The sequence below is a fragment of the Halosimplex aquaticum genome (assembly GCF_028747785.1).
Taxonomy (GTDB): Archaea; Halobacteriota; Halobacteria; order Halobacteriales; family Haloarculaceae; genus Halosimplex; species Halosimplex aquaticum.
Map to the genome: position 1 here is coordinate 125,304 of NZ_CP118159.1, position 19,170 is coordinate 144,473.

Annotated in this window: 15 protein-coding genes and 1 pseudogene; 11 read left to right on the plus strand and 5 right to left on the minus strand. The window is 57.0% G+C overall.

The window, feature by feature from the left end:
• Positions 1 to 74: 74 nt before the first annotated feature.
• Positions 75 to 3,263, plus strand: coding sequence for a PD-(D/E)XK nuclease family protein (locus tag PSC72_RS24230; RefSeq protein WP_274326259.1), 3,189 nt, complete (start codon positions 75 to 77; stop codon positions 3,261 to 3,263).
• Complete coding sequence (locus PSC72_RS24235; protein WP_274326260.1) at positions 3,256 to 6,894, plus strand: UvrD-helicase domain-containing protein; 3,639 nt, start codon at positions 3,256 to 3,258, stop codon at positions 6,892 to 6,894. The genes PSC72_RS24230 and PSC72_RS24235 overlap by 8 nt, the downstream gene beginning before the upstream one ends.
• A 57-nt stretch (positions 6,895 to 6,951) precedes the next feature.
• Here PSC72_RS24235 and PSC72_RS24240 read toward each other — a convergent pair whose 3' ends face one another.
• The 4 genes from PSC72_RS24240 to PSC72_RS24255 all read right to left on the minus strand — a co-directional run bounded on the left by PSC72_RS24240 (position 6,952) and on the right by PSC72_RS24255 (position 10,263).
• Positions 6,952 to 7,458, minus strand: a complete 507-nt coding sequence (locus PSC72_RS24240) for a hypothetical protein (RefSeq protein WP_274326261.1) — start codon at positions 7,456 to 7,458, stop codon at positions 6,952 to 6,954.
• Positions 7,455 to 8,339, minus strand: coding sequence for a ParA family protein (locus PSC72_RS24245; RefSeq protein ID WP_274326262.1), 885 nt, complete (start codon positions 8,337 to 8,339; stop codon positions 7,455 to 7,457). Before PSC72_RS24245 ends, PSC72_RS24240 begins: the two co-directional genes overlap by 4 nt.
• A gap of 254 nt (positions 8,340 to 8,593) precedes the next feature.
• Positions 8,594 to 9,067, minus strand: coding sequence for a DUF555 domain-containing protein (locus tag PSC72_RS24250; protein WP_274326263.1), 474 nt, complete (start codon positions 9,065 to 9,067; stop codon positions 8,594 to 8,596).
• An 80-nt stretch (positions 9,068 to 9,147) separates the two neighbouring features.
• On the minus strand, positions 9,148 to 10,263 hold the full coding sequence (locus PSC72_RS24255) for a transcriptional regulator FilR1 domain-containing protein (RefSeq protein ID WP_456071275.1): 1,116 nt from the start codon (positions 10,261 to 10,263) through the stop codon (positions 9,148 to 9,150).
• Between the two features lie 329 nt (positions 10,264 to 10,592).
• Here PSC72_RS24255 and PSC72_RS24260 point away from each other — a divergent pair, with 329 nt between their 5' ends.
• The 5 genes from PSC72_RS24260 (at position 10,593) to PSC72_RS24280 (ending at position 14,013) form a co-directional block, all read left to right on the plus strand.
• On the plus strand, positions 10,593 to 11,741 hold the full coding sequence (locus PSC72_RS24260; protein ID WP_274326265.1) for a hypothetical protein: 1,149 nt from the start codon (positions 10,593 to 10,595) through the stop codon (positions 11,739 to 11,741).
• Complete coding sequence (locus PSC72_RS24265; RefSeq protein ID WP_274326266.1) at positions 11,707 to 12,000, plus strand: hypothetical protein; 294 nt, start codon at positions 11,707 to 11,709, stop codon at positions 11,998 to 12,000. Before PSC72_RS24260 ends, PSC72_RS24265 begins: the two co-directional genes overlap by 35 nt.
• A 173-nt stretch (positions 12,001 to 12,173) precedes the next feature.
• Entirely contained in the window at positions 12,174 to 12,542 is a 369-nt protein-coding gene (locus tag PSC72_RS24270) for a UPF0175 family protein (RefSeq protein ID WP_007992717.1), read from the plus strand.
• Entirely contained in the window at positions 12,539 to 13,045 is a 507-nt protein-coding gene (locus PSC72_RS24275) for a hypothetical protein (RefSeq protein WP_007992719.1), read from the plus strand. The genes PSC72_RS24270 and PSC72_RS24275 overlap by 4 nt, the downstream gene beginning before the upstream one ends.
• A gap of 59 nt (positions 13,046 to 13,104) precedes the next feature.
• Positions 13,105 to 14,013 (plus strand): hypothetical protein, encoded by a 909-nt coding sequence (locus PSC72_RS24280; protein ID WP_274326267.1) that lies wholly within the window; start codon positions 13,105 to 13,107, stop codon positions 14,011 to 14,013.
• 15 nt (positions 14,014 to 14,028) lie between these two features.
• Here PSC72_RS24280 and PSC72_RS24285 read toward each other — a convergent pair whose 3' ends face one another.
• A complete protein-coding gene (locus PSC72_RS24285) occupies positions 14,029 to 14,388 on the minus strand; it encodes a hypothetical protein (RefSeq protein WP_274326268.1) in 360 nt (119 codons plus the stop codon).
• A gap of 107 nt (positions 14,389 to 14,495) precedes the next feature.
• On the opposite strand from PSC72_RS24285, the gene PSC72_RS24290 reads away from it, so the two are divergent.
• The 4 genes and pseudogenes from PSC72_RS24290 (at position 14,496) to PSC72_RS24305 (ending at position 19,168) form a co-directional block, all read left to right on the plus strand.
• On the plus strand, positions 14,496 to 15,467 hold the full coding sequence (locus PSC72_RS24290) for a hypothetical protein (RefSeq protein ID WP_274326269.1): 972 nt from the start codon (positions 14,496 to 14,498) through the stop codon (positions 15,465 to 15,467).
• Positions 15,464 to 16,347 (plus strand): annotated as a pseudogene (locus PSC72_RS24295) (IS1096 element passenger TnpR family protein). Before PSC72_RS24290 ends, PSC72_RS24295 begins: the two are co-directional and overlap by 4 nt.
• A 65-nt stretch (positions 16,348 to 16,412) precedes the next feature.
• Entirely contained in the window at positions 16,413 to 18,089 is a 1,677-nt protein-coding gene (locus tag PSC72_RS24300) for a transposase (protein ID WP_274326271.1), read from the plus strand.
• 539 nt (positions 18,090 to 18,628) lie between these two features.
• Complete coding sequence (locus tag PSC72_RS24305) at positions 18,629 to 19,168, plus strand: DUF7342 family protein (RefSeq protein ID WP_274326272.1); 540 nt, start codon at positions 18,629 to 18,631, stop codon at positions 19,166 to 19,168.
• The last annotated feature ends 2 nt before the right edge of the window (positions 19,169 to 19,170 follow it).

Here is a 19,170-nt window from a genome sequence, read left to right on the forward strand (position 1 = left end):
TCTGGTAAACGTCAGATATCTAATTACTGTTACCAAGAGTGAAGTAACAGCCTTGTCATCGTACAGGTTGTTCGATGGATTCCACGCTTCTCACCGGTCCCAAACATTCACTTCTCGAAGAGCAGGCGTTCCAGAAAGCCAACACCGTTGCTGGTGATTCGCTCGGTAGCATTCTCTATATCACGCGAAACGATGCTCGACGAGGTCACGTCGAAGACGCGTGGGCAGACACATATCGTCCGCTTCGCCTCCGAGCCGAAACGCTCGATGCAGTCGTCCGTGACTGGTACGAAGCTCTCGACGGCCCAATCGCGAGACTCTCCGGGCAGGTGAACCGCCGTCTCACGGAATTTGCTCTCGACCAGGCGACCAAGAGCGAGGGGAGCATTCTTGCGGGCGAGCCAGCATCTGCGGCACTCGCGGACGGTTTCAGTAGTCGCTTCTCGTTGTTCGATGATGCTGGCGTCTCTACGGCTGAGGAACTTGCAACCGAATTCGCGGGATCAGCCCTCGACGACCGGATCTCGGCGGCGACTGTCGACGCCTATCGATCGTATGGAGAACTCCATCGTGACCACGTTGACGAATGGACCGCGACGCGTGGTGAGATCTTCCAAGCCGTCGCGACTGCCGACACTGATCTATCGGACCTCTCGCCAGAACTCGACACTGTCATCCTCTCCGGGTATCACGAGTTCCGGCCCGTCGAACGCGCTGTGATTGAGCGAATCGTCGACGCGTTCGATACGATCGCGATTCTCCCGCTCCATCAACATGGCGAGGGCGGCGCCGACAGTGTTACCGTCGATGGACTAGAGGTCTACGAGGAGCTGGGCTTCGAGCGGACGGTGGTCGAACCACAGCAGGGTTCTGCTGTCGAAGTCGCCACAGTCACGAACGCGATGTACCGGCACGACCCCGGTGACATACCGATTCCAGGGACGCTCACATGGAGAGAGTTACCGACGCCGGAACGCGAGGTTCGATTCGTCGCTCGCGAACTCCGAACCGAACTCGCTGACGGTCGCGATCCAGACGACCTTGCAGTCGTAATCCCCGGCACCGAGGCGTATGCAGGGTACGTCGACGATGTCTTCGAGACCTATGAGATTCCACATGTGACGACTGCTGCTTCCCAACTGGATCGAACCTTCGCAGGGAGCGTCGTCCATGACCTGCTTCGGCTTGCCGAGCAGGAACCTCACGCCGAGGACCTGACATCGCTACTGGCGAATCCACTCGTCGACTTCCTCTCACGAGAGCAAGTTGACGCAATCACGGCGGCCGCTCGACGCCGCGACACTGTCGCACTCGACCCGCTGCTTGACGACATCGACGATGACGCGAGGCAGCATATAGAGGACCTCGTCTCATCGCTGGAGACGCTTCGTACTGGTGACCTCGAAACAGCGCTCGCCATTTTCCGCCGACTACTGGATGAGGAACTCGAGGTTGAATCTGCCGTCGAGAGCTACGCCGGCGGGACGACACAGGCGACGGAGCAGCAAGCGTACGCCGTCGTTGACGAGGTTCTCACGTCGTTCGAATCGATGCAAGCGATTTCCAGTGATCTCTCGCCACTGGCGTTGTTCACTCGGGCGTTCGATGGCGTTCCGATTCGTGTTCCTCAGGGTGCTGCCAGCGGTCACGTCGAGGTTCTGGGGATGCTCGACGCGCGGATGCGCTCGTTCGAGAACGTCTACGTCGTCGGGCTCACGACTGAACACTTCCCCGTCTCACCGGAACGACCGGCATTCTTCGATGAGATGACCGACGCCCATCCGCGGTTCGACACGAGTGACGAGCGCCTTCGAGGCCGCTATCTCTTCGCGACGCTGCTGGCGAACGTCGATGAAGTCACACTCACAACTCCAGAATCCGGCGATGACGAATCGGCAGTCGTCCGCTCACCGGTACTCGATGAACTTCAACGAGTAACCGGTATCGAACCAGTAGAGGGTCTTGACGAGCGCATCGGCTCCCGCGAAGACCTCCAGCGTCACCTCGCCGCTCACTCACGTCGTCGAGTTGCTGTCGATCACGCCGGCGAGCAGGGCGACCTCACACCCGATCAGACGAAACGAACTGACCGGGGCCTCAGCTGTGCCGAGAATCGAAGCGTCCCAGATCTCACATCTCACGATGGCCTTCTCGATGCAGACACCGTCGAAGCGGTGTATCCTCCCTCTGAGCGCGAACCCTACAGCGCGAGTCGAATCGAACGGTACGTCGAATGCGGGTTCAAGTTCTACGCGGAGAACGTTCTCGACATCGAGGATCCAGACGACGTCGAAGTGACGCCGACGCCGCTCGAGACCGGCAGTTACGTTCACGACGTTCTCGAACGCTTCTATGTGGCGCTTGCGGCGGACTCGACCGAGGAACTCGATGTCAGTGCATACGAGAGAGACGAATTGGAAGACCGGCTCCTCGATATCGCACTCGACGAGCTGGCGGACGCCGACTTCGAGTACGACGGCCTGTTCTATGAACGCTGGCTCACCGAGTTGTTCGCCGGATTGGGCGACTCAGAAACGAACCCGAACGCGGGCAGTTCGAGACCGCACGAAGCCCCCGAGAAAGGGTTGCTCGCGACGTTCATCGAAGAGGAACTCGCGCGAGGCGGCGATACCCGACCGCACTGGTTCGAAGCCCCATTCGGTGACGGGTTACCTGACTCCGACACTGGACCGTTCGAGGTCGAACATCCTGACGGGTCGACCGTTTCGATCCGTGGGTACATCGACCGCGTCGACGAGGCCGGTACCGACGAACAACCGGAATTAGCGCTGTACGACTACAAGACGGGACGCGCGCCGTATATGACCAAAACGACAGGTGGAACGAAGTTCCAGCTTCCGATCTATCTCCTCGCTGCGGAGACCGTCTTGAGTGAGGACGATCTCGATGACGCTGCGCTGTCCGCGACGTACTATCAGGTCCGGCCGCCAAACGACGTCAAAGTCCCACGCGGTGTGGAATCGAAATTCGAGTCACAGGCAGAGCTACGTCAATTCTTAGACGAGGTCGTGCCCGAGTGGCTCGGCCGGATCGACGACGCCATCGCGAATGGCCGGTTCCATACGACGCTGTTGTCGAGTCGGGGAGCGAATTGTAGCTACTGTGACTATCGTCGCGCCTGTGACGTCCGCCACCATCGGAAGCGCGAGCGTGTCGAGAACGCACGGGGAGACGAGTCGGCGTATGTTCCACTCCGCGTACAGGACGATACGGACCTCGAGGCGGTGATGAGCGATGACTGATGAAGACGATGCAATTCAGCTAACCACCGAGCAGGAAGACGCACTCGTTCAGGACCGAAACGTGGCCATCACCGCCGGCGCTGGGACCGGCAAAACGACGACACTGACCGAGCGGTACGTCACCATTCTCGAAGCAAATCCATCACTCACCCCTGAGAACATCGTCACGATCACGTTCACGCGAAAGGCCGCTGCGGAGTTGACTGAACGCGTCCGGACGGAAGTCTACGACAGGCTCGCTGCCGAGGATTCGCCTGATGGATACCATCGGTGGCGAGACGTTCTCGACGAACTCGAAGACGGCTACGTCCACACGATACACGCATTCTGTACCCGACTGTTACGAGAACGCGCCGTCGAAGCGCCAGTCCCACTCGGGTTCGATGTCCTCGACGAGGACGGCGCCGCAACTCTCCAGCGAGAAATCGTCACGGAGTTCGTCGAAGGAAATCAGAGCGACGAGGACGTCGCGTTGCTCGCCCAGCTCTGGGGACGAAGCCAACTCGTCGACGTATTGACCGGGTTGCTCGACGAGCGCCCACAGAGCGAGGCCGTCCTCGAACGCTGGCGAGATGTCGACGTCGAGGAGTACGTGGACGTCCTCTGGGAGACTGTCTGTGACCTGGACGCCGATGACGCTCGTGAGACGCTCTACGCACACGGCGTTCTGGAAACCCTGCGAGAGCTGGCTGACCGACTCCCCGCGGGGGCCGACGTTCAGGACGAGGACGGCTTGCGAGCCTATCGAACCTTCGAGGACATCGCGACGACGCTTCCAGAGTCTCCCTCGGAGAGTGATCCCCGTAGGTGCCAGCGCGCGATTCTCGACCTCTACGAGGTGTGTGAGAAGAAGAGCGGTGGACTCTACAGTAGTTCAGGCTACGTCGTTGGGTCTCGAGAGGACTGGCACGACCACGGTGACGTCTACGATGACCTGAAAGACGCTGTCGACGTGGTAATCGAGGCTGTCGAATCCCATGAGGACGCTGTCGACACGACGCCGGGCGAACTCGAGGAGAACAGTGCGCACTACGCGCTGGCACTGATGCGTGTTTTCGATGGGGTACTGGAACGCTACGAGGCCGGGAAGGACCGACGAGATGCGCTCGATTTCCCCGACGTGATCGGGACCACGATTTCGTTCCTCCGTGAGAATGAGGAGGTCCGTCGCCGTCTCCAGGACAAGTTCGAGGCGGTAATGGTCGACGAGTTCCAGGACACGGACGACCGGCAGTGGGAACTCGTGAAGCTCCTCACTGGCGTCGACGAGGAGACGGCGACGAACGTGTTCCTCGTCGGTGACGAGAAACAGAGCATCTACGCCTTCCGCGGCGCTGACGTCACGACGTTCGGCGCGGCACGGGACGAACTGCAGTCTGTAAACAGCAGACTCGGGCTAGACGAGGTTCCCGACAGCGACGTCGAGAGCCCGACCTCGCTCGAACTCTCGGGTAACTTCCGGACGCTTGAGGACCCCCTCACGTTCCTGAACGAACTATTTAATCAGTTGTTCCAGCCCGAAGACGACGAGCATGCGCCGTTCGAAGCCCCACCGCAACCGCTCACTGCGAGACGAGACCGAATCGAAGACGTCGACGGACTCGACGGCAGTATCGAATATCTCGTCGTCCCTGACGACCCAGAGACGGCAGCGACGCTCTTCGGTGACGACCACCCCGTCGCTGAGGGAGCGTTGGACCATACAATCGAAGCAGAGGCACAGGCACTCGCAGCCCGACTGACGACCCTCTTTGACGACCCACCGCTCGTTCAGGACACGGATACTGGCGAGCACCGTTCAGCGACCCCTGACGACGTGGCAATCTTGCTCCGTCGTCGGACGCACCTCGACCGGTATCAGCGAGCCCTCGAAGAGTACGACATCCCGTATACGGTCATCGGTGGTGTCGGGTTCTACGATACGCCCGAGGTGCAGGCGCTCACGAATCTCCTACGGGTACTCGGTGATCCGACGGACGACATCTCTCTGTACGGTGTGCTCCGATCACCCCTGTTTGGGTTTACCGACGACCGGCTTGCGCCGGCGGTCGCAAGTGCAGACTCGATCTGGACGGCCTTGGAAACGTCCGATGATCCACAGCTTACGGACGCGTTCGAGCTGCTATCGAGCTGGCGTACGCTGAGTGGGTGTGCGGAGCCGGGAGAAGAGGGCGTCCTTTCGTGGAATCGCGTCCTCACGCGCGTCATCGACGATACCGGGTACCTGACGAGTGTCAGTGCCGACGAACGCGGCCAGCAGGCAGTTGCGAACGTCGAGAAGTTCCGTGATCAGGTCCGAACTTGGAGCGAAAACGGCGTTCACACGGCTGCTGGGTTGCTACATCGGATCGACCGGCAGGCAGAAATCGATCCACGTGAGGGTGAAGCGGACATTCCTGGCGATGCCGAGGGCGTTCGAATCATGACGATTCACTCCTCGAAAGGACTAGAGTTCCCAATCGTCACGATCCCGGATATCGGAAGCAGTCTGAACTTCGGGCGAAGCGTCGACGACTACGGTTACGTCCGACTGGTGGAGGGAACTACAGATGCGCCACCGCTTCCCGCTGTCGGCGGTCCTCATCCCAGAGACGCCTTCTCGATCGAGAAGACTGCCGTCCACGAGTACGCAGATCGTCTCTCACTGCCACAGGAACGAGCAGAGGCGAAACGCCTCCTCTACGTCGCTTGCACCAGGACTCGCGACCATCTCCTGCTGTGTGGAACACACGACATCGAGCGTAGCGAGTCTGGAGACATAGAACTCGGCGAGCCGGCGGCATTCGATGAGGCTGACCGCTGGCGTGACTGGCTTCAACCCTATCTCCTCGACGATGGCGAACTTCTAGGCCAGGCTGTCCAGAACGGCGACACTCGAGGTCAACTCGGTGATGCAGGCTATATCATCCGAACACCACCCCAACCGACGGACTGGGCATCCGACGAAGACGTCGACGAGACGATGCCGGAAATCTCGATTCCGTCACCCCCCGAACGCGACACTGGGGTCCGAGTGACAGCGACGACGCTCGTGAACGAAGTGGCCGAACACTCCGGTGACGGACACACCTACGCAGCGGGTGAAGAATCACCAGGCCTCAGCCCGACCACGTTCGGAACTGTCGTCCATCGACTGAACGAGCTTCGCCCACCGAGAGACGAGTGGGACTCGTTCGTCGAACGGGTGAGTCAGATGGCCGGTGAAGAACCGACAACGGACGACATCCACGCGGCAATCGACCACGCAGACGACGCGATTCGGTTCGTCGACGATCTCGAGGCTTCGGTTACTCTCGAAGCAGTCCACGATGAGTACTCGGTGATGGCACGTCTGGACGGATCCAGAATTGTCGGCGATATCGACCGCCTGCTCGTCACTCCAGACCGGTATCACATCATCGATTACAAGACCAACGACCTTTCAGCAACGACATCGGGGAACCTGGCGGCACATTACCGACCACAGATGCTCTCGTACGCGCTTGCTCTCTTCCAGCACGACCCGAGTCGACGAGTTCGAGCCTCTCTCAGATTCACCGACACCGGCTTCGAAGAACGATTTGAGTGGGAACCAGCTGAATTGGAGGACGTCAAATCTGAGCTACGTGAGATGGTCGATTTGATAGAGTAGCTGATCCCCCCCGAAATGGTGTCTAAAATCGCATACGGGAGCGATCTGTGATACTATCTACTCAGACTCGCTCATCCCTAACTCTTCTCTAACGATCTCCCGATTCTGTAGCACTGCTCTGAAGAGTGCCGTGTAGAAGTCCCAGTGCTTGTCGAGCTCGTCTCCGAACTCCTGAGAGAATTCGTAGTCTATCTGCTTGTAGAACGCGTTGACCTCTTTCTTCACTTCAGGAGGTACGTAGACGTTGAAATTCTCGTACGTGTCGATTAGTGACCCCAGATCTTTGTCCGGATTTGGATAGGCGTGATCATCGAGGCCGCCTGGTTCTCGTTGATCTTCGTCTTTCGTCTCTGCCGTTTCTTGCGTTTCTAACGTTTCTGATGTTGCTGATGCTTCTGTTGTTTCCACTTCGTCACTCTCCGTTTCATCGTCGTCGTGCTCGTCGGCTACTTCCCCCTCGTCTTCTTCGACTAACTCAGACGGATCCGTCGTCTGACCGCCGCTGACACCGAGTGCCTTTGCCCGCTCGGCTGTCTCTTCCATTTCCTGTTCGAGATCGCTCATGCTTCAGGAGCCTCCTTGATGCGGTCCCGGAGTTCTTCCGTGCTCATGTTCCGTGCGTGTTCGAGATCGATGTCGTGATCCGGCGGTGACGTCTGCTCGAGAACAAGTTGCACGACCTGGTCGAACACGGGGAACTGGTCGTTCTTGACAGCCTCACTGTGCGTGTATATCGACGCCTGGTTCCATTTCGCTCGGTCGAAGGCCGCCCGGTCGTCGACGAGGACGCCTTTCTCGTCGAACGTGTCCTCGAACCAGTCGATGACCTTCCGCTTCTCCTTGGTGAGCTTCGTCGAGTCGTAGGTCATCGTGAACGCGAGATATTCGATTTCGAGGCTGTGCATCATCCCCAGCGTCTCGTAGTGGTCAAACAGAAGGTTCGCCGAGTGAATCATCTCTGAACGCGGCTGCATCGGGACGATGACGTTCTCGCCGGCCGTAACCGCATTCTTCGAGTATGCGGAGAGATCAGGGGGGCAGTCACAAACGATGAAATGGTATTCGTGGTCGATCTGCTCGATGACCTTGCCGAGGCGATTCTCACCGGCATCAGCCGAATCGAGTGGCGTCTTGTTCCCGTTGAACGTCGTGTTCGACGGAATGAGATCAAACTCCTCGTGGTCGGAGAGGATGATTTCGTTGATCTGCGACCACTTGTTCACGTCCAGGAGAACGTTGTCCAGTGACAGCTGGTCGATGTCTTCGTAGACTTCCCTCTTGCCGAGGTTAGCCGTGAGCGATCCCTGTGGATCCAGGTCGATAAGGAGGACATCGAATCCGCGTGCTGCGAGGCCACCCGCGAGGTTGAGTGCGGTAAAGGTCTTTCCTGTTCCGCCTTTCTGGAACGATACTGCGATTACCTCTGGTGGGGTGGTTTCCGACATTTCTGATGCTCTATTCGTTTCGACTGTTTCTAACGCTAAAAACGTTGGTCAGCCGGATGTCTGACGTTATTAATGTTATTAGCGTTTCTAACGTCAATAACTGCTCTAATGCTATTAGTGCTAATATCGTCTCTAATGGGTCTAATGACCACCCACGGTGTGGTGGGTGCATCTGGTTCTAACACTGTTAGCATTAGAAATAGTAGAAATGTTAATAACGCTATTACCGTTTCTAACGTTTTAGCCGTTGGAGATCAGTTGGTACGCTCCTTTCGTGAGATGTCGACCGAGGTGAGTGGTGTGTCTTCCAAGTGAGGGCCGATCTCTCTTCGAGCGGTTCGCTCAGCTTCCTCGTCAGACGCAGCTTGGACATCGAGAGTCACGAGGAGCCCGACGAGAGCGGTTTTCGAGACCAAGAGCAGGGCGTCTGTCCTGCTGTTACAGTCGTTGCACCCCAAGCTCTGGACGTTGATATTGCAGTTTCTCGTTCGATCGCTGGCGGAGGTGATGCGCTTGCCGACTTCACTAACTGCGATATTGATCGCATCCTGCCCCGTCTCTGCCCCACGGACGATCCACGGCACCGAAAACGTCACGCTGTACCACTTCTCTCTGGTGGCGGAGCCATGACTCCCATCCTGACTCGGCGGTCCTTGATGGGGTTCGTTCTCGACTGCGGAGGGACCATCAGTAGTGGCCGTGTTAGATTGCGATTGTCTTTCGGCCATGAAGATTCAGACGCGAGCAACGCTAAATAGAGCAACTCCACAGACAGTGTAACGAGTTGTGGAACAATCCCTTCTACAGTTCATCTGGCCATCTTCTGTGGTGTCGACGATCGAAGCAGGCGTTCTTGTCCGTTCTTATCCCCGATCAGGGTTGCGGCGTGTTCCTGAAATACCCGAATCGGTGGTCGAGCGTCTTCGAGATGTGCGCTGAAGAGGTTGAGTGCCCATTCGATGATACATGAGTCAGATGATTCGAGAGCCGTCGATTCGGCCTCCGTAACTCCAGTCGATGGGGCAGGCGCCATGATCACGCGCGAATCGTCGTATATCGCAAGGTGAAGTGGGATTGGCCCGGGAACGAACAACAGTCGTGCATCCTGTCTAATGAGGCCATCTTTGAGATACGCAGAATAATCGAACTGAGCAGCATAGTCGACGAACCGGTGGTCGCCGTGGAATTGGAAGAGGACCTCGTCAGTGAATACGACGGTGACGCTGGGAGTGTGATTCACGACCGGGCGATATGCCTGATCGAGTGCAGGGCTCCGAATGGCACCCATGCCCCGGAACGCTTCTAAATCGATTCCAGCACCGCTGACGAACGCGTTCAGAACGTTGTGAGGCTGGTCCGGAGTATTGTGGATAAGCTCGAAATTCTCGAGGGCTTCGAGTGGGAGCGAATCGAGCTCGGCTGGCAGCCAGCGAACGAAGCTCCGGTTTTCAATGGCTCCTGCGGCGATTTCGTGAAGGTGTTCGAATGACTCTTGGAGTAACTCACCCGATTCGGATAGTTCGTAGGTGGCTGATTGGTGATTCACGTAGCCGTCTTCCTGCAAGCGACTGATTATTCGATGAATCGTCGTTCGGGAAGGTCCACCCTCATCCCGGGCACGATCGAGGAGAGTACACTTTCTCATTGCCTCTTCTTTGAGAACTCGAAGCAGCCACTGTTGGTGTGGTGAGCGTGTGAGGCGGGCGAGCGAGTCGACTGTAACTTCGTCATCGAGTTGGAGGTATGCCTCCAGTATCCTCGATCCAGAGCAGGTCAATGTGAAGCAGTCGTTCCGCTCGCGAACGAGTCCCGCTTCGTCGAGTGGAGCAACAGCCCGATAGGCAGTTTGGCGAGTTACGTCCGACTTCTCTGCGAGATCGGGGATGCAGAGGTTCCCCTTTTGGAGTGCTTGTAGGACCCGGATACGCGTAGGATGCCGACCCTGGTTGGAGGAGCACTTGCTTGAACCCGGGAGTCAAAGAGAGATTGGAGGAGTTTCTCGGGGGTCATAGTGCGATTACCGCATATCCAATGGTTGTTAGATAGAATGAATGTTTGCATACCAGATACTCCAGATAGTAATTGTACTCGTCGAGGGCCGACCCTCGAGTATTCATCAAGGCTGGTCCTCGGCGCGGCAGACTGTAGTTGCGAATGCCAGAATCTGTGCATCGATCGAGTGGGTCGGGCGAGGGATTGAGGAACAACCTCTCCAACGGCCTATTAAACATGAGGAGTCTAACTACACCATCGATGGGCGAACGAGACGAACAGCCAGATGACAACGATCCTCAACCCCACGAATACGAAGCCGAAACTACAACCGACATCGTTGAGTGGGCTGTGGGCGACTGGCGGCCCGGACGTACCTTCGAGGAGATTGAGCAAGTGATGGAGACGGTGAGAGAGGAGGGAGTCGACTCGGAAGAGGGTGCTCGTCAATCCGCTACTCTCCTTCGCGAGACGATGGAGTACGCCGAAACCTTCGGAATACGGCTCCTATGCGAATTCGAGGACACAGACCAGATCTCGGATCGGTTAGCGAGCTACCAGCCTGACGAGGTGAGAACCTTCTATCAGCACGTCGCTACGGAGAATGCGGAGTCGTTCTGCAACTCGAAGGACGAAATAGACGGGAGCTATGCCGAGAACCTACAGTCGGCCTTTGGCCTCTCGGAAGAGGTCGCGGAACACGACATCTTCTCTTGGTTCAAGAGCCATCTCCGCCGAATTGCCCACTTCTACACGAGCTACTACGGCATCTACGGCGCCAAGAAGCATGCCCAGCGGTACGAAGTTCTCAAACTGGATGAGTTCGAGACAGAATTTCCCATCGAGCTGGAGGCCGAGGACACGAGATACGTCCTCTTCGTTCCGAAATCAGATGGTGAACCTGTTCCAATCGCCGTCGACGCCCGGCTACTGGCGAATTACTCATTCGGTGTGGCGCGGCGAGTTCGCTCTCTCTCTGTTGCCATTGCGAGCAAAGATCAGGACGACGAGAAGAGAGAACTGACGCTAATACGAGATGACCTCGAATCGATACTCGACGAATATCGTGAGTTCAGATCGGGGGAACCGGACGGGTTCGTCCTGTACGGTAACTTCGAAGAAACCGAGGAGATTCAACGAATCTTCCAGAGCCCCGCGATCATTCAGTATGAGAGTGGAGAGTTGCAGTTCCACGTCGTCGACGAGGACGAGTATGGGCCGTTCACAGTCCACTTCGAGGGCGCATCTCGCATAATGGGGACTGCGAAACAGACCGTCACAATCGACAGTTTCGAGGTCACGAGTCGATTGACCGTCGACCAGTACGAGGAACTTTGGAAGCTCCACTCGGCAATGGAGGAAGGAGGTCAAGAGTATGGGGCTGTACCTATCCGGACAGAAGGCCGGTGAGGGGTTGGAACATGCTTCTATCGAGGAGTGGCTTCCACCCGATGAAGCGGTACAGTTCCTCCATACCGACATCGTGGAACGGGAGCATATCGACCTTCTGAAGGCGATGAACCAAATGTACGAGAGGGAAATTCTGTCGCCAGCAGACCTGACTGATGAAGACCTTCACCTCATTCGCGACTGCTTGGACGGTCGGACAACGAACGAATTGACCGGGGAAGAGATTCGAGGGCTCGCAGAGCAGATGTTCGATCTCTAACCGTCCGGGATGGGACTGGGCCCCGGAGTTATTATCGCGGGGGGAGATGGAACGTGGTACTTCACCATCGAGTGAACTACACGGCAGACAGTAGTTGAGACCGGCCTTCTCAATGCATATGGTATTCTGGCGTAGTTCATAAATAGTATGAAGACGTAGTCTGGGATAGAACGATGGCACGAATCACCGGGTCATATCCAGACGACCTCGACCTCCTCATCGAGGGTGCTGTTGAGGCTGGTGTGTTTGGTGGCAAGAGCGATGCATTGCGAGAGTTCGTGCGTGAATACTTCGAGGACCACGAGAACGAACGTATTGCAGCTGCGGTGGCTCTCTACGAACGAGAGCGGATCACGCTCGGTGATGCTGCGAGACTCGCTGATGTCGACCGCTGGACAATGCGTGATATCCTCCGTGAGCACGGCGTCGAACTCCGTCTCGGACTCGTTGACGAAGACGACGCAGCCTATGAGGTAGAGGCAGCAAGCGAACTCGAATTCGGTGATGAGGATTCGGACGACGAGGAGTCACGTGCGAAATGACTGGTGATGATATTCCAGCGAACCCGAGCGTCCTGAACACGACTGTCCTCTCGAATTTTGCGTACATCGATCAGCTGTGGGTAGTTGCTGACCTCTCTGGAATCTGTACGGTACCAGTCGTTCGTGAGGAGCTCGAACACGGCGTTGATAACCACCCATATCTCCAGGAAGCACTCGATACGCTTGATAACGAAATCCCAGTCGCGACGATTTCGGATACTGTCGCAAACAGAGAAGCCGTTGTTGGTGGGCATCTTGATCCCGGGGAAGCACAGGCGTTCGCCCTCGCCGACGCACACGACGGTCGACTGCTCACAGACGACGGAGATGCCCGGTTGTTTGCGAAAGACCAGGGCGTGACCGTTGTCGGGTCGGTCGGAGTTCTGTTGGCTGCAATCGATGCTGGAAAGATTGATGAAGCGACTGCTGACGTGTGGCTGTCGACCTGGATCGATGAAATTGGGTACTACGTCCCGTATCGTACGATCTCGGAGTATCGATGACGGGCTTGCTCGAAGTTCGAAACGCCTGATTAGTGTGACCGTGAACACGTCTATTACCAATGAGTGAAGCCGACAGACGGCTGTCCGAAGAGAGTGAACAACGGTTTCTTGACCTGTACGCCCACCTATTGGTGTATGTCAACGATCGGTTCGATGTCATCGAAGAGATCGAAACAGTCGCTGACCTCGAACAGCACTATACTGACGAGCTTCTGCCGCTCCGAAACACGCTGTACAACGAGTCAACGACGGACCTGATAGAGGATTTCGTTGAACAGAACCCTGCTGACCTGTCGGAAGCTGATCTCGAGCAGGTCGCAGCATGGACGGACTTCATCACTGGGGAGTTCGTCGTCGTCCGCTATCGTGAAGACGACGCGATCTTCCTGGATTGGACAGAACCGCCGAAAACATACGCAGTCCGCCCAGCTCGGCTACCGTTCGCCGACCTGTGGGATGAATCCGCACTTCCAGTCCCGGTTTCGAGTGTCGCTCTGTTACCGTTCGAGGATCAGATCGTCTACGACGGGTGGATCGGAATTAAGAATATCATTTTCGGGGGCTCGCTCAGTACTGACATTGACGACGAGTACGAGGAGGCCAAACATCGCTTCGGCATAATCGACTCGCTTCCAGCACCTGAGGAAGACGAAAAGACGGACGCCGAGGAGTTGCGCTTCTACATGAAGAACAAGCGTAACCGAGAGCGATACGCGTCGGAGATCGAGCATTTACGAGAGAAATCCGACGAATTGGAGCGGATTTACCACCAGGAGATGGGGAAGGCACGAGCCCGAAGCTTGGGTCGCGAACTGCGCGAGTTGGGACTCAATGAAGCCTATGTAGCCATTTACGATGATCGGATTATCACTAGTGCCCCCTCCGAATCCGAGGTTCGCAAGCTACTCGAAGAGATTATGCCCGCTGGGAAGGCTGACCACCCCTACATCTACCACTTCGATCCCTAAACGAGAGTCCACAGCCTACGACTGGAGTTGCGTGACAGTCGACGCGATTTCACTCTTGGTCGGTTCGCTTGAGAACTCAAACACGCTGTCCCCGACACCGAAGGCGTACCTCTGGTAGGAGACGTCGACGTGAATCCAGCATTCGACATTGTTGTCTGTCGCCTCATACTCGGCTTCATCTGTATTCTCTCCGTGCTTCAGCACATCGAGCAGGTATTCTTCGATACGTGGCGCATTCGTGATTTGCAGGAGATGGTCGGCAGCGACGTTATCCAACACGTCTGCTGGGGTTCCGTATCCGTCGCCGACGAGATAGAACTCGCCATCGTACTCGTGTGACTCGATCTGAACACGGAGTGCGTACGTCTCAGCCATATCGGTAATTCCGAAGAGCCACGTATCAGACTGTCTGTTACAGAGACTGCCTGCCAGTGGCCGCGTCGTGAACAAGATTTAGTCGGAATGGCTCGCAACCACTGTATATGTCTTTCACCGCCAGCTGGCACACGCTTCTCGAGGAGGTTGACGACCTCCCCGAGAGTGCGACGCTCATTACGCCACTCTCCCATCGGCGATTTCGTATTACTGACGTACAGGACGCTCGCGTCATCATTCAGTTCGAAGACAGAGACGAGACACGGCCGCTCCAGCGCGACCAGTTCGAAACGCTCTATCGCCGAATCGAGGACGCTCCGGACGGGTTTGATCTTGACCGTCTCCCGGCGGATGCCGATCCATACCCTGCGGTGTTGAGTGTCCATCCACGATTCGAGGTTGATGAGGACGCTGGCGTCATCACACAATCAGAGGTCGCGACGGTGACGCAGGTGGTGGGCGCGGAACAGGAACCCACAGACCAAGAACGAACAGAACCCGACGGACTGGATGTCTACTCGGACGCGCTCCTCCTCATCGACGCACTCGAACGTCACGATGTGACAGATCTCCCTGAACTAGAGACGAACGCGTTGGTGAATCTTTACACACTGCTTTCGGATGTGCAGCGAGATGCCAATGATTTCCGCCAAGAGGTCGCGGATGTCCTCCTCGCTCGACTCCATCACGACCGTCCAGTGTCCGGGCAGTACGGCTCTGTCCAACGGACGAGTCGCCGCAACCGCTCGCTCAAAGACGACGAGCAGGTGCTGGAACGGCTCGAGAATGCTGGCATCGACCGTGAGCGTGTACTGAGCGTCGACCGCTCGAAAGTCGATGAAGCACTTGAAGTCACTACGCTCTCCGACTCCGATGTGTACGAGGTCGGAGAAAGCGAATACGTTCGCAAAGCGGAGGTCGATGAAGATGTGAAAGAATCCCGGCTCCAGGGGCTGAAGGACCGACTCGCTGCTAGCGAGGACGATGAGGCGAACCAGCTCCGAGCGGAGATCGAAGAGCTCGAACAGCGTATCGACGATCTCACCAGTTTCCGCACAGGTACGGAGATGCAAGGATGACTGCCTACCGCTTTCGCGTCAAGTTCGACCCCGATCCGACGTCACTGTGGCGGGATATCGTTGTCGGCGCGGATAGAACGATCACCGAGTTTCAGTCGGCGATCAACCCTGCAGTCGGGCTGACCAGGGCCACCTCTGGTTCGTCGGAGAGGGTGAAGACTACTGGGACAGCGCCGTCAAATACCAGTGCCCGCAAGAGTACGAGGAGTCGCCTGGTGGCGATCCGGTATTGCGTACGGAACGGATTGAGAATGCCGGTGAGGTGACGATCGGCGAGATGACCCGCCAGCTCGGTCTCGAACAGTACGATCGCATCTGCTATCTCTACGACTACGGCGATGAATGGCGGTTCTACGCCATCTTGAAGGAGGTTCTCAGTGATGAGTCGAGCGACAAAGAACCGGAGATCGTGAAAGAGAAAGGCGATCCTATCGACGACCAGTACGCCTCTCCGGGAACCACTGAAAGCGATCCGCCGCTCCCTGATCCACTCTATTCAGTGCTCCCTGAAACTGCGGTCCCCGTTGCGGATCTTCGTGAGTTGGAGAAGCGCGATGATATCGTCCACGTCATTCCATTACTCAGTCTCGAAACCGGGTTCGGGGCGGTTTGCGAGCGGTTTGCGATTCAGTTCGAGGATACGGGGTACGTCCTCGAAAACTTCCAGCCGGGGTGGCAGGTCGTTGAGGAAGTCGATGGGGTAGACAAGACGGAGGAAGAACTCCTCGCGGCCCTTGTAGACGCAGTACGTGAGTGGCACGCTGAAATCGCAGAGATATCAGGTGCCATGACGGGACAGCATTTCGGTGAAGAGACGGTTGAAGCGATGCACGTCGAATTGGAAGCAGAACTCGAACGGAAGGGATACGGCCACCTCTAGTCTGCTCTCTTGACTGTCCGTCGAAGAGAACGAGTTCTTGGCTGTGAAATGTCCAGCGTCCCGTAGTGGCACCAACCTGTGAGTCTCGGCGCAGCGTCTTTCGTCGGATCGCACACCAGCAGCACGTCGAGTGGCCCACATATGACTCGACACCGCTGTACGATCGAACCTCGCTCGCCGGGTTAGAATCGGACGTTCGAGTCGTCTCGAGTGTCTGGTTTACGCACTCTGACCATGACTCACTCGAACAGTTCGTCTGCTCGATTCCTCTGGCCTACTTCCGCTTCGAGGCCCACGACTGCTACGGAAGTTCGACACACTACGAGATGGATACCCTCTTTCGCGTCTTCGTGCTGAAAGAACTCCACGGATGGCAGCACGAAACATCTCTCGTCGAGTACCTCGATAGCCACCCCGCACTCTGCGGACGCCTAGAGTTGGGGACGGTGCCCGATCAATCGACACTGTGGCGCACCTGGAACAAGCGCTTCACGCGAGATCTCCGCGAGACGGTCCAGAAAGCGGCTCGAACGATCCTCATCAAAGCGCAAAACGCGGATGTCGCCGTACCACGCGAACCAGAACGAAATCTCCCGTATCGAGGCCACGACGCCGCTGAATCGAACCCTGACGACCAGGCCATCCTCGACAAGGCAGGGACGATTACCAAGCACGTCAGTCGCGTCGTGTTCCCCGCGTTCTCGCTCAACCGTGGCGAGGGCTGTGAGATTCCCGAGAACGCATACTGGGGCTTACAGACCTACTTAGGACTCCGTGAGAACTTGGCCGCCAACGAGGGCGCTCGCAGCTTCATCCACGAGTCGACACGTGATCGAACACCACTCGGGCATGGTCATCGTGACCAGATTCGTGATCTCCCTATCGAGCAGATTCGTGAGATGTACCGACAGGCAATCCGGCAACTCATCAACGAGCTCGCGGAGACGGAGGAGTTCTTCCGCGCAGGTATCGTTGCCATCGACATCACCGAGGACGATCCCTTCACGGGCGATAGGACGGACCACGAGGACGAGATTATCGGAACGAAGGAGAAGAACGACGAGTACGCCTACCAGTGGGCGACAGTCCAGCTGGTCGGAAACGCTGTCCCACTCGTGCTCGATGCCTGCCCGGTACGGAAAGGCGAGTCACGCAAAGAGATCGTTGAGGACTTGTTAGATTCGGCTGAGGGCCTCGTTCACGTCGATAACGTCCTGATGGACAGGGAGTTCGACAGTCAGCACGTCCTAGAGATGATCAGCCAGCGCGGGCTCTCCTACGTCGTCCCAAAGCGGATGCAGACCAGCGAGAAAGCCCAAGCCAAGCGCCTTCTCAAACGAGGGAAGGATCGCTACGAAACTGATCGAAAACTGCACTTGGGCGACAACGAGTGGCACTCGACGACGCTGATCTACCGTCGGAAAGAGAACTCTGAACACGACGACCACGGGCAATATTCGGTGTTCATGACAAACCGAGGAAGTGGCCTTCTCACTGAGTATGGCTATCGTTGGGAGATCGAGAGCGGCTACAAATCGATCAAACGGTTCATGGCCGCTACAACGTCGAAGCACTTCGGCCTGCGGTTCTTCTACTTTGCGTTCGCGTGTCTCCTGTACTCGATCTGGCGAGCGGTGGATTTGCTCGTGCAGGTTGAGTTGACCGGTGAGTACGAGCATTCGCCAATTGTGACGGCCGACAATACGCTCACGCTGCTGAAGAAGGAGACCGGAATCGGATAGAGAGTGGTTTTACTCGTGTTAGCGCGGCGTCTGAGTGGCAACGCTGTCGGAAGCCGCCAAAATTCGCGTGTGTAGTTGGATTTCCAAGAGGAATAGCCGTTTGGAGAGCAATCTGAGCCAGTTCCCGATCACTGAAACAGCTGAAAACACACATTACAGCCCCGCTAAACCCTCTGTAGTCTCAACTTCCACACGGCAGAAAAATTGTATAGCGATATACGATTTATAAAAATACGATTTGCTGGATTTCTTGGAGTAAGGGCCTTCAGACGTTGAATTGGAGGAAATAGAGCAAATTTCTAGTTGGTCGTGATTACACGAATAATCACGACCACTTTCAAGTACCCCGCCGCCGTCCGGTAAGCACGAATGCTGCAATCGGCTCAGAACGGCGCTTCCCCCAGGGTAGAGCCGCCGAGACCGGGCTGCGAGTTTGCTGTAGTTCCACTCAGCGACGTCGAAGAACTAGCGGAATACCGCAGTTCGATATAGGACGAATGACCTCAATCTATATGGAGATAGGGCGTGAACGGTAACGTATGACCGAAGACGAATCGAATTCTAAGGGTCTGATGGAGCGCCAGACCACGGGCGAAGACCGCGTGCGGATGGCCGCCCGACAGCTGTCGGAGCCGCGGACGGCCAACTGGATCGCCTCCGAAGCGGGCTGGTCACACGAGCCGACCAAGCGCGTCCTCGAACGACTCGTCGACGACGGGATCCTCCACCGTGACGAGAGTGGTACGCACACGACGTACTACCCTGATTACCGCCGCCAGGCGATGCAGGAGGCGATGCGGCTTCGCGACAGCGGGCACACTGTCGAGGAACTCACGGACCGTGTCGCCGATATGAAGGCGCAGATCCGCGACTGGGAGGATGAATTCGACGTCCAGTCGCCGAACCAGCTTCGCGGAACGCTCGCCGAGGAGGGTCTCGACGCCGACGAAGAAGACCGTCGCCGTGAGATCGCCCGCGAGTGGGAACACCTCCAGCGGCGCATCGACATCGTCGGCTTCGCCATCCGCGAATGGGACTTTCTCACTCCAACGAACGAGCCTGCCGAGGCCAGTAGCTGACG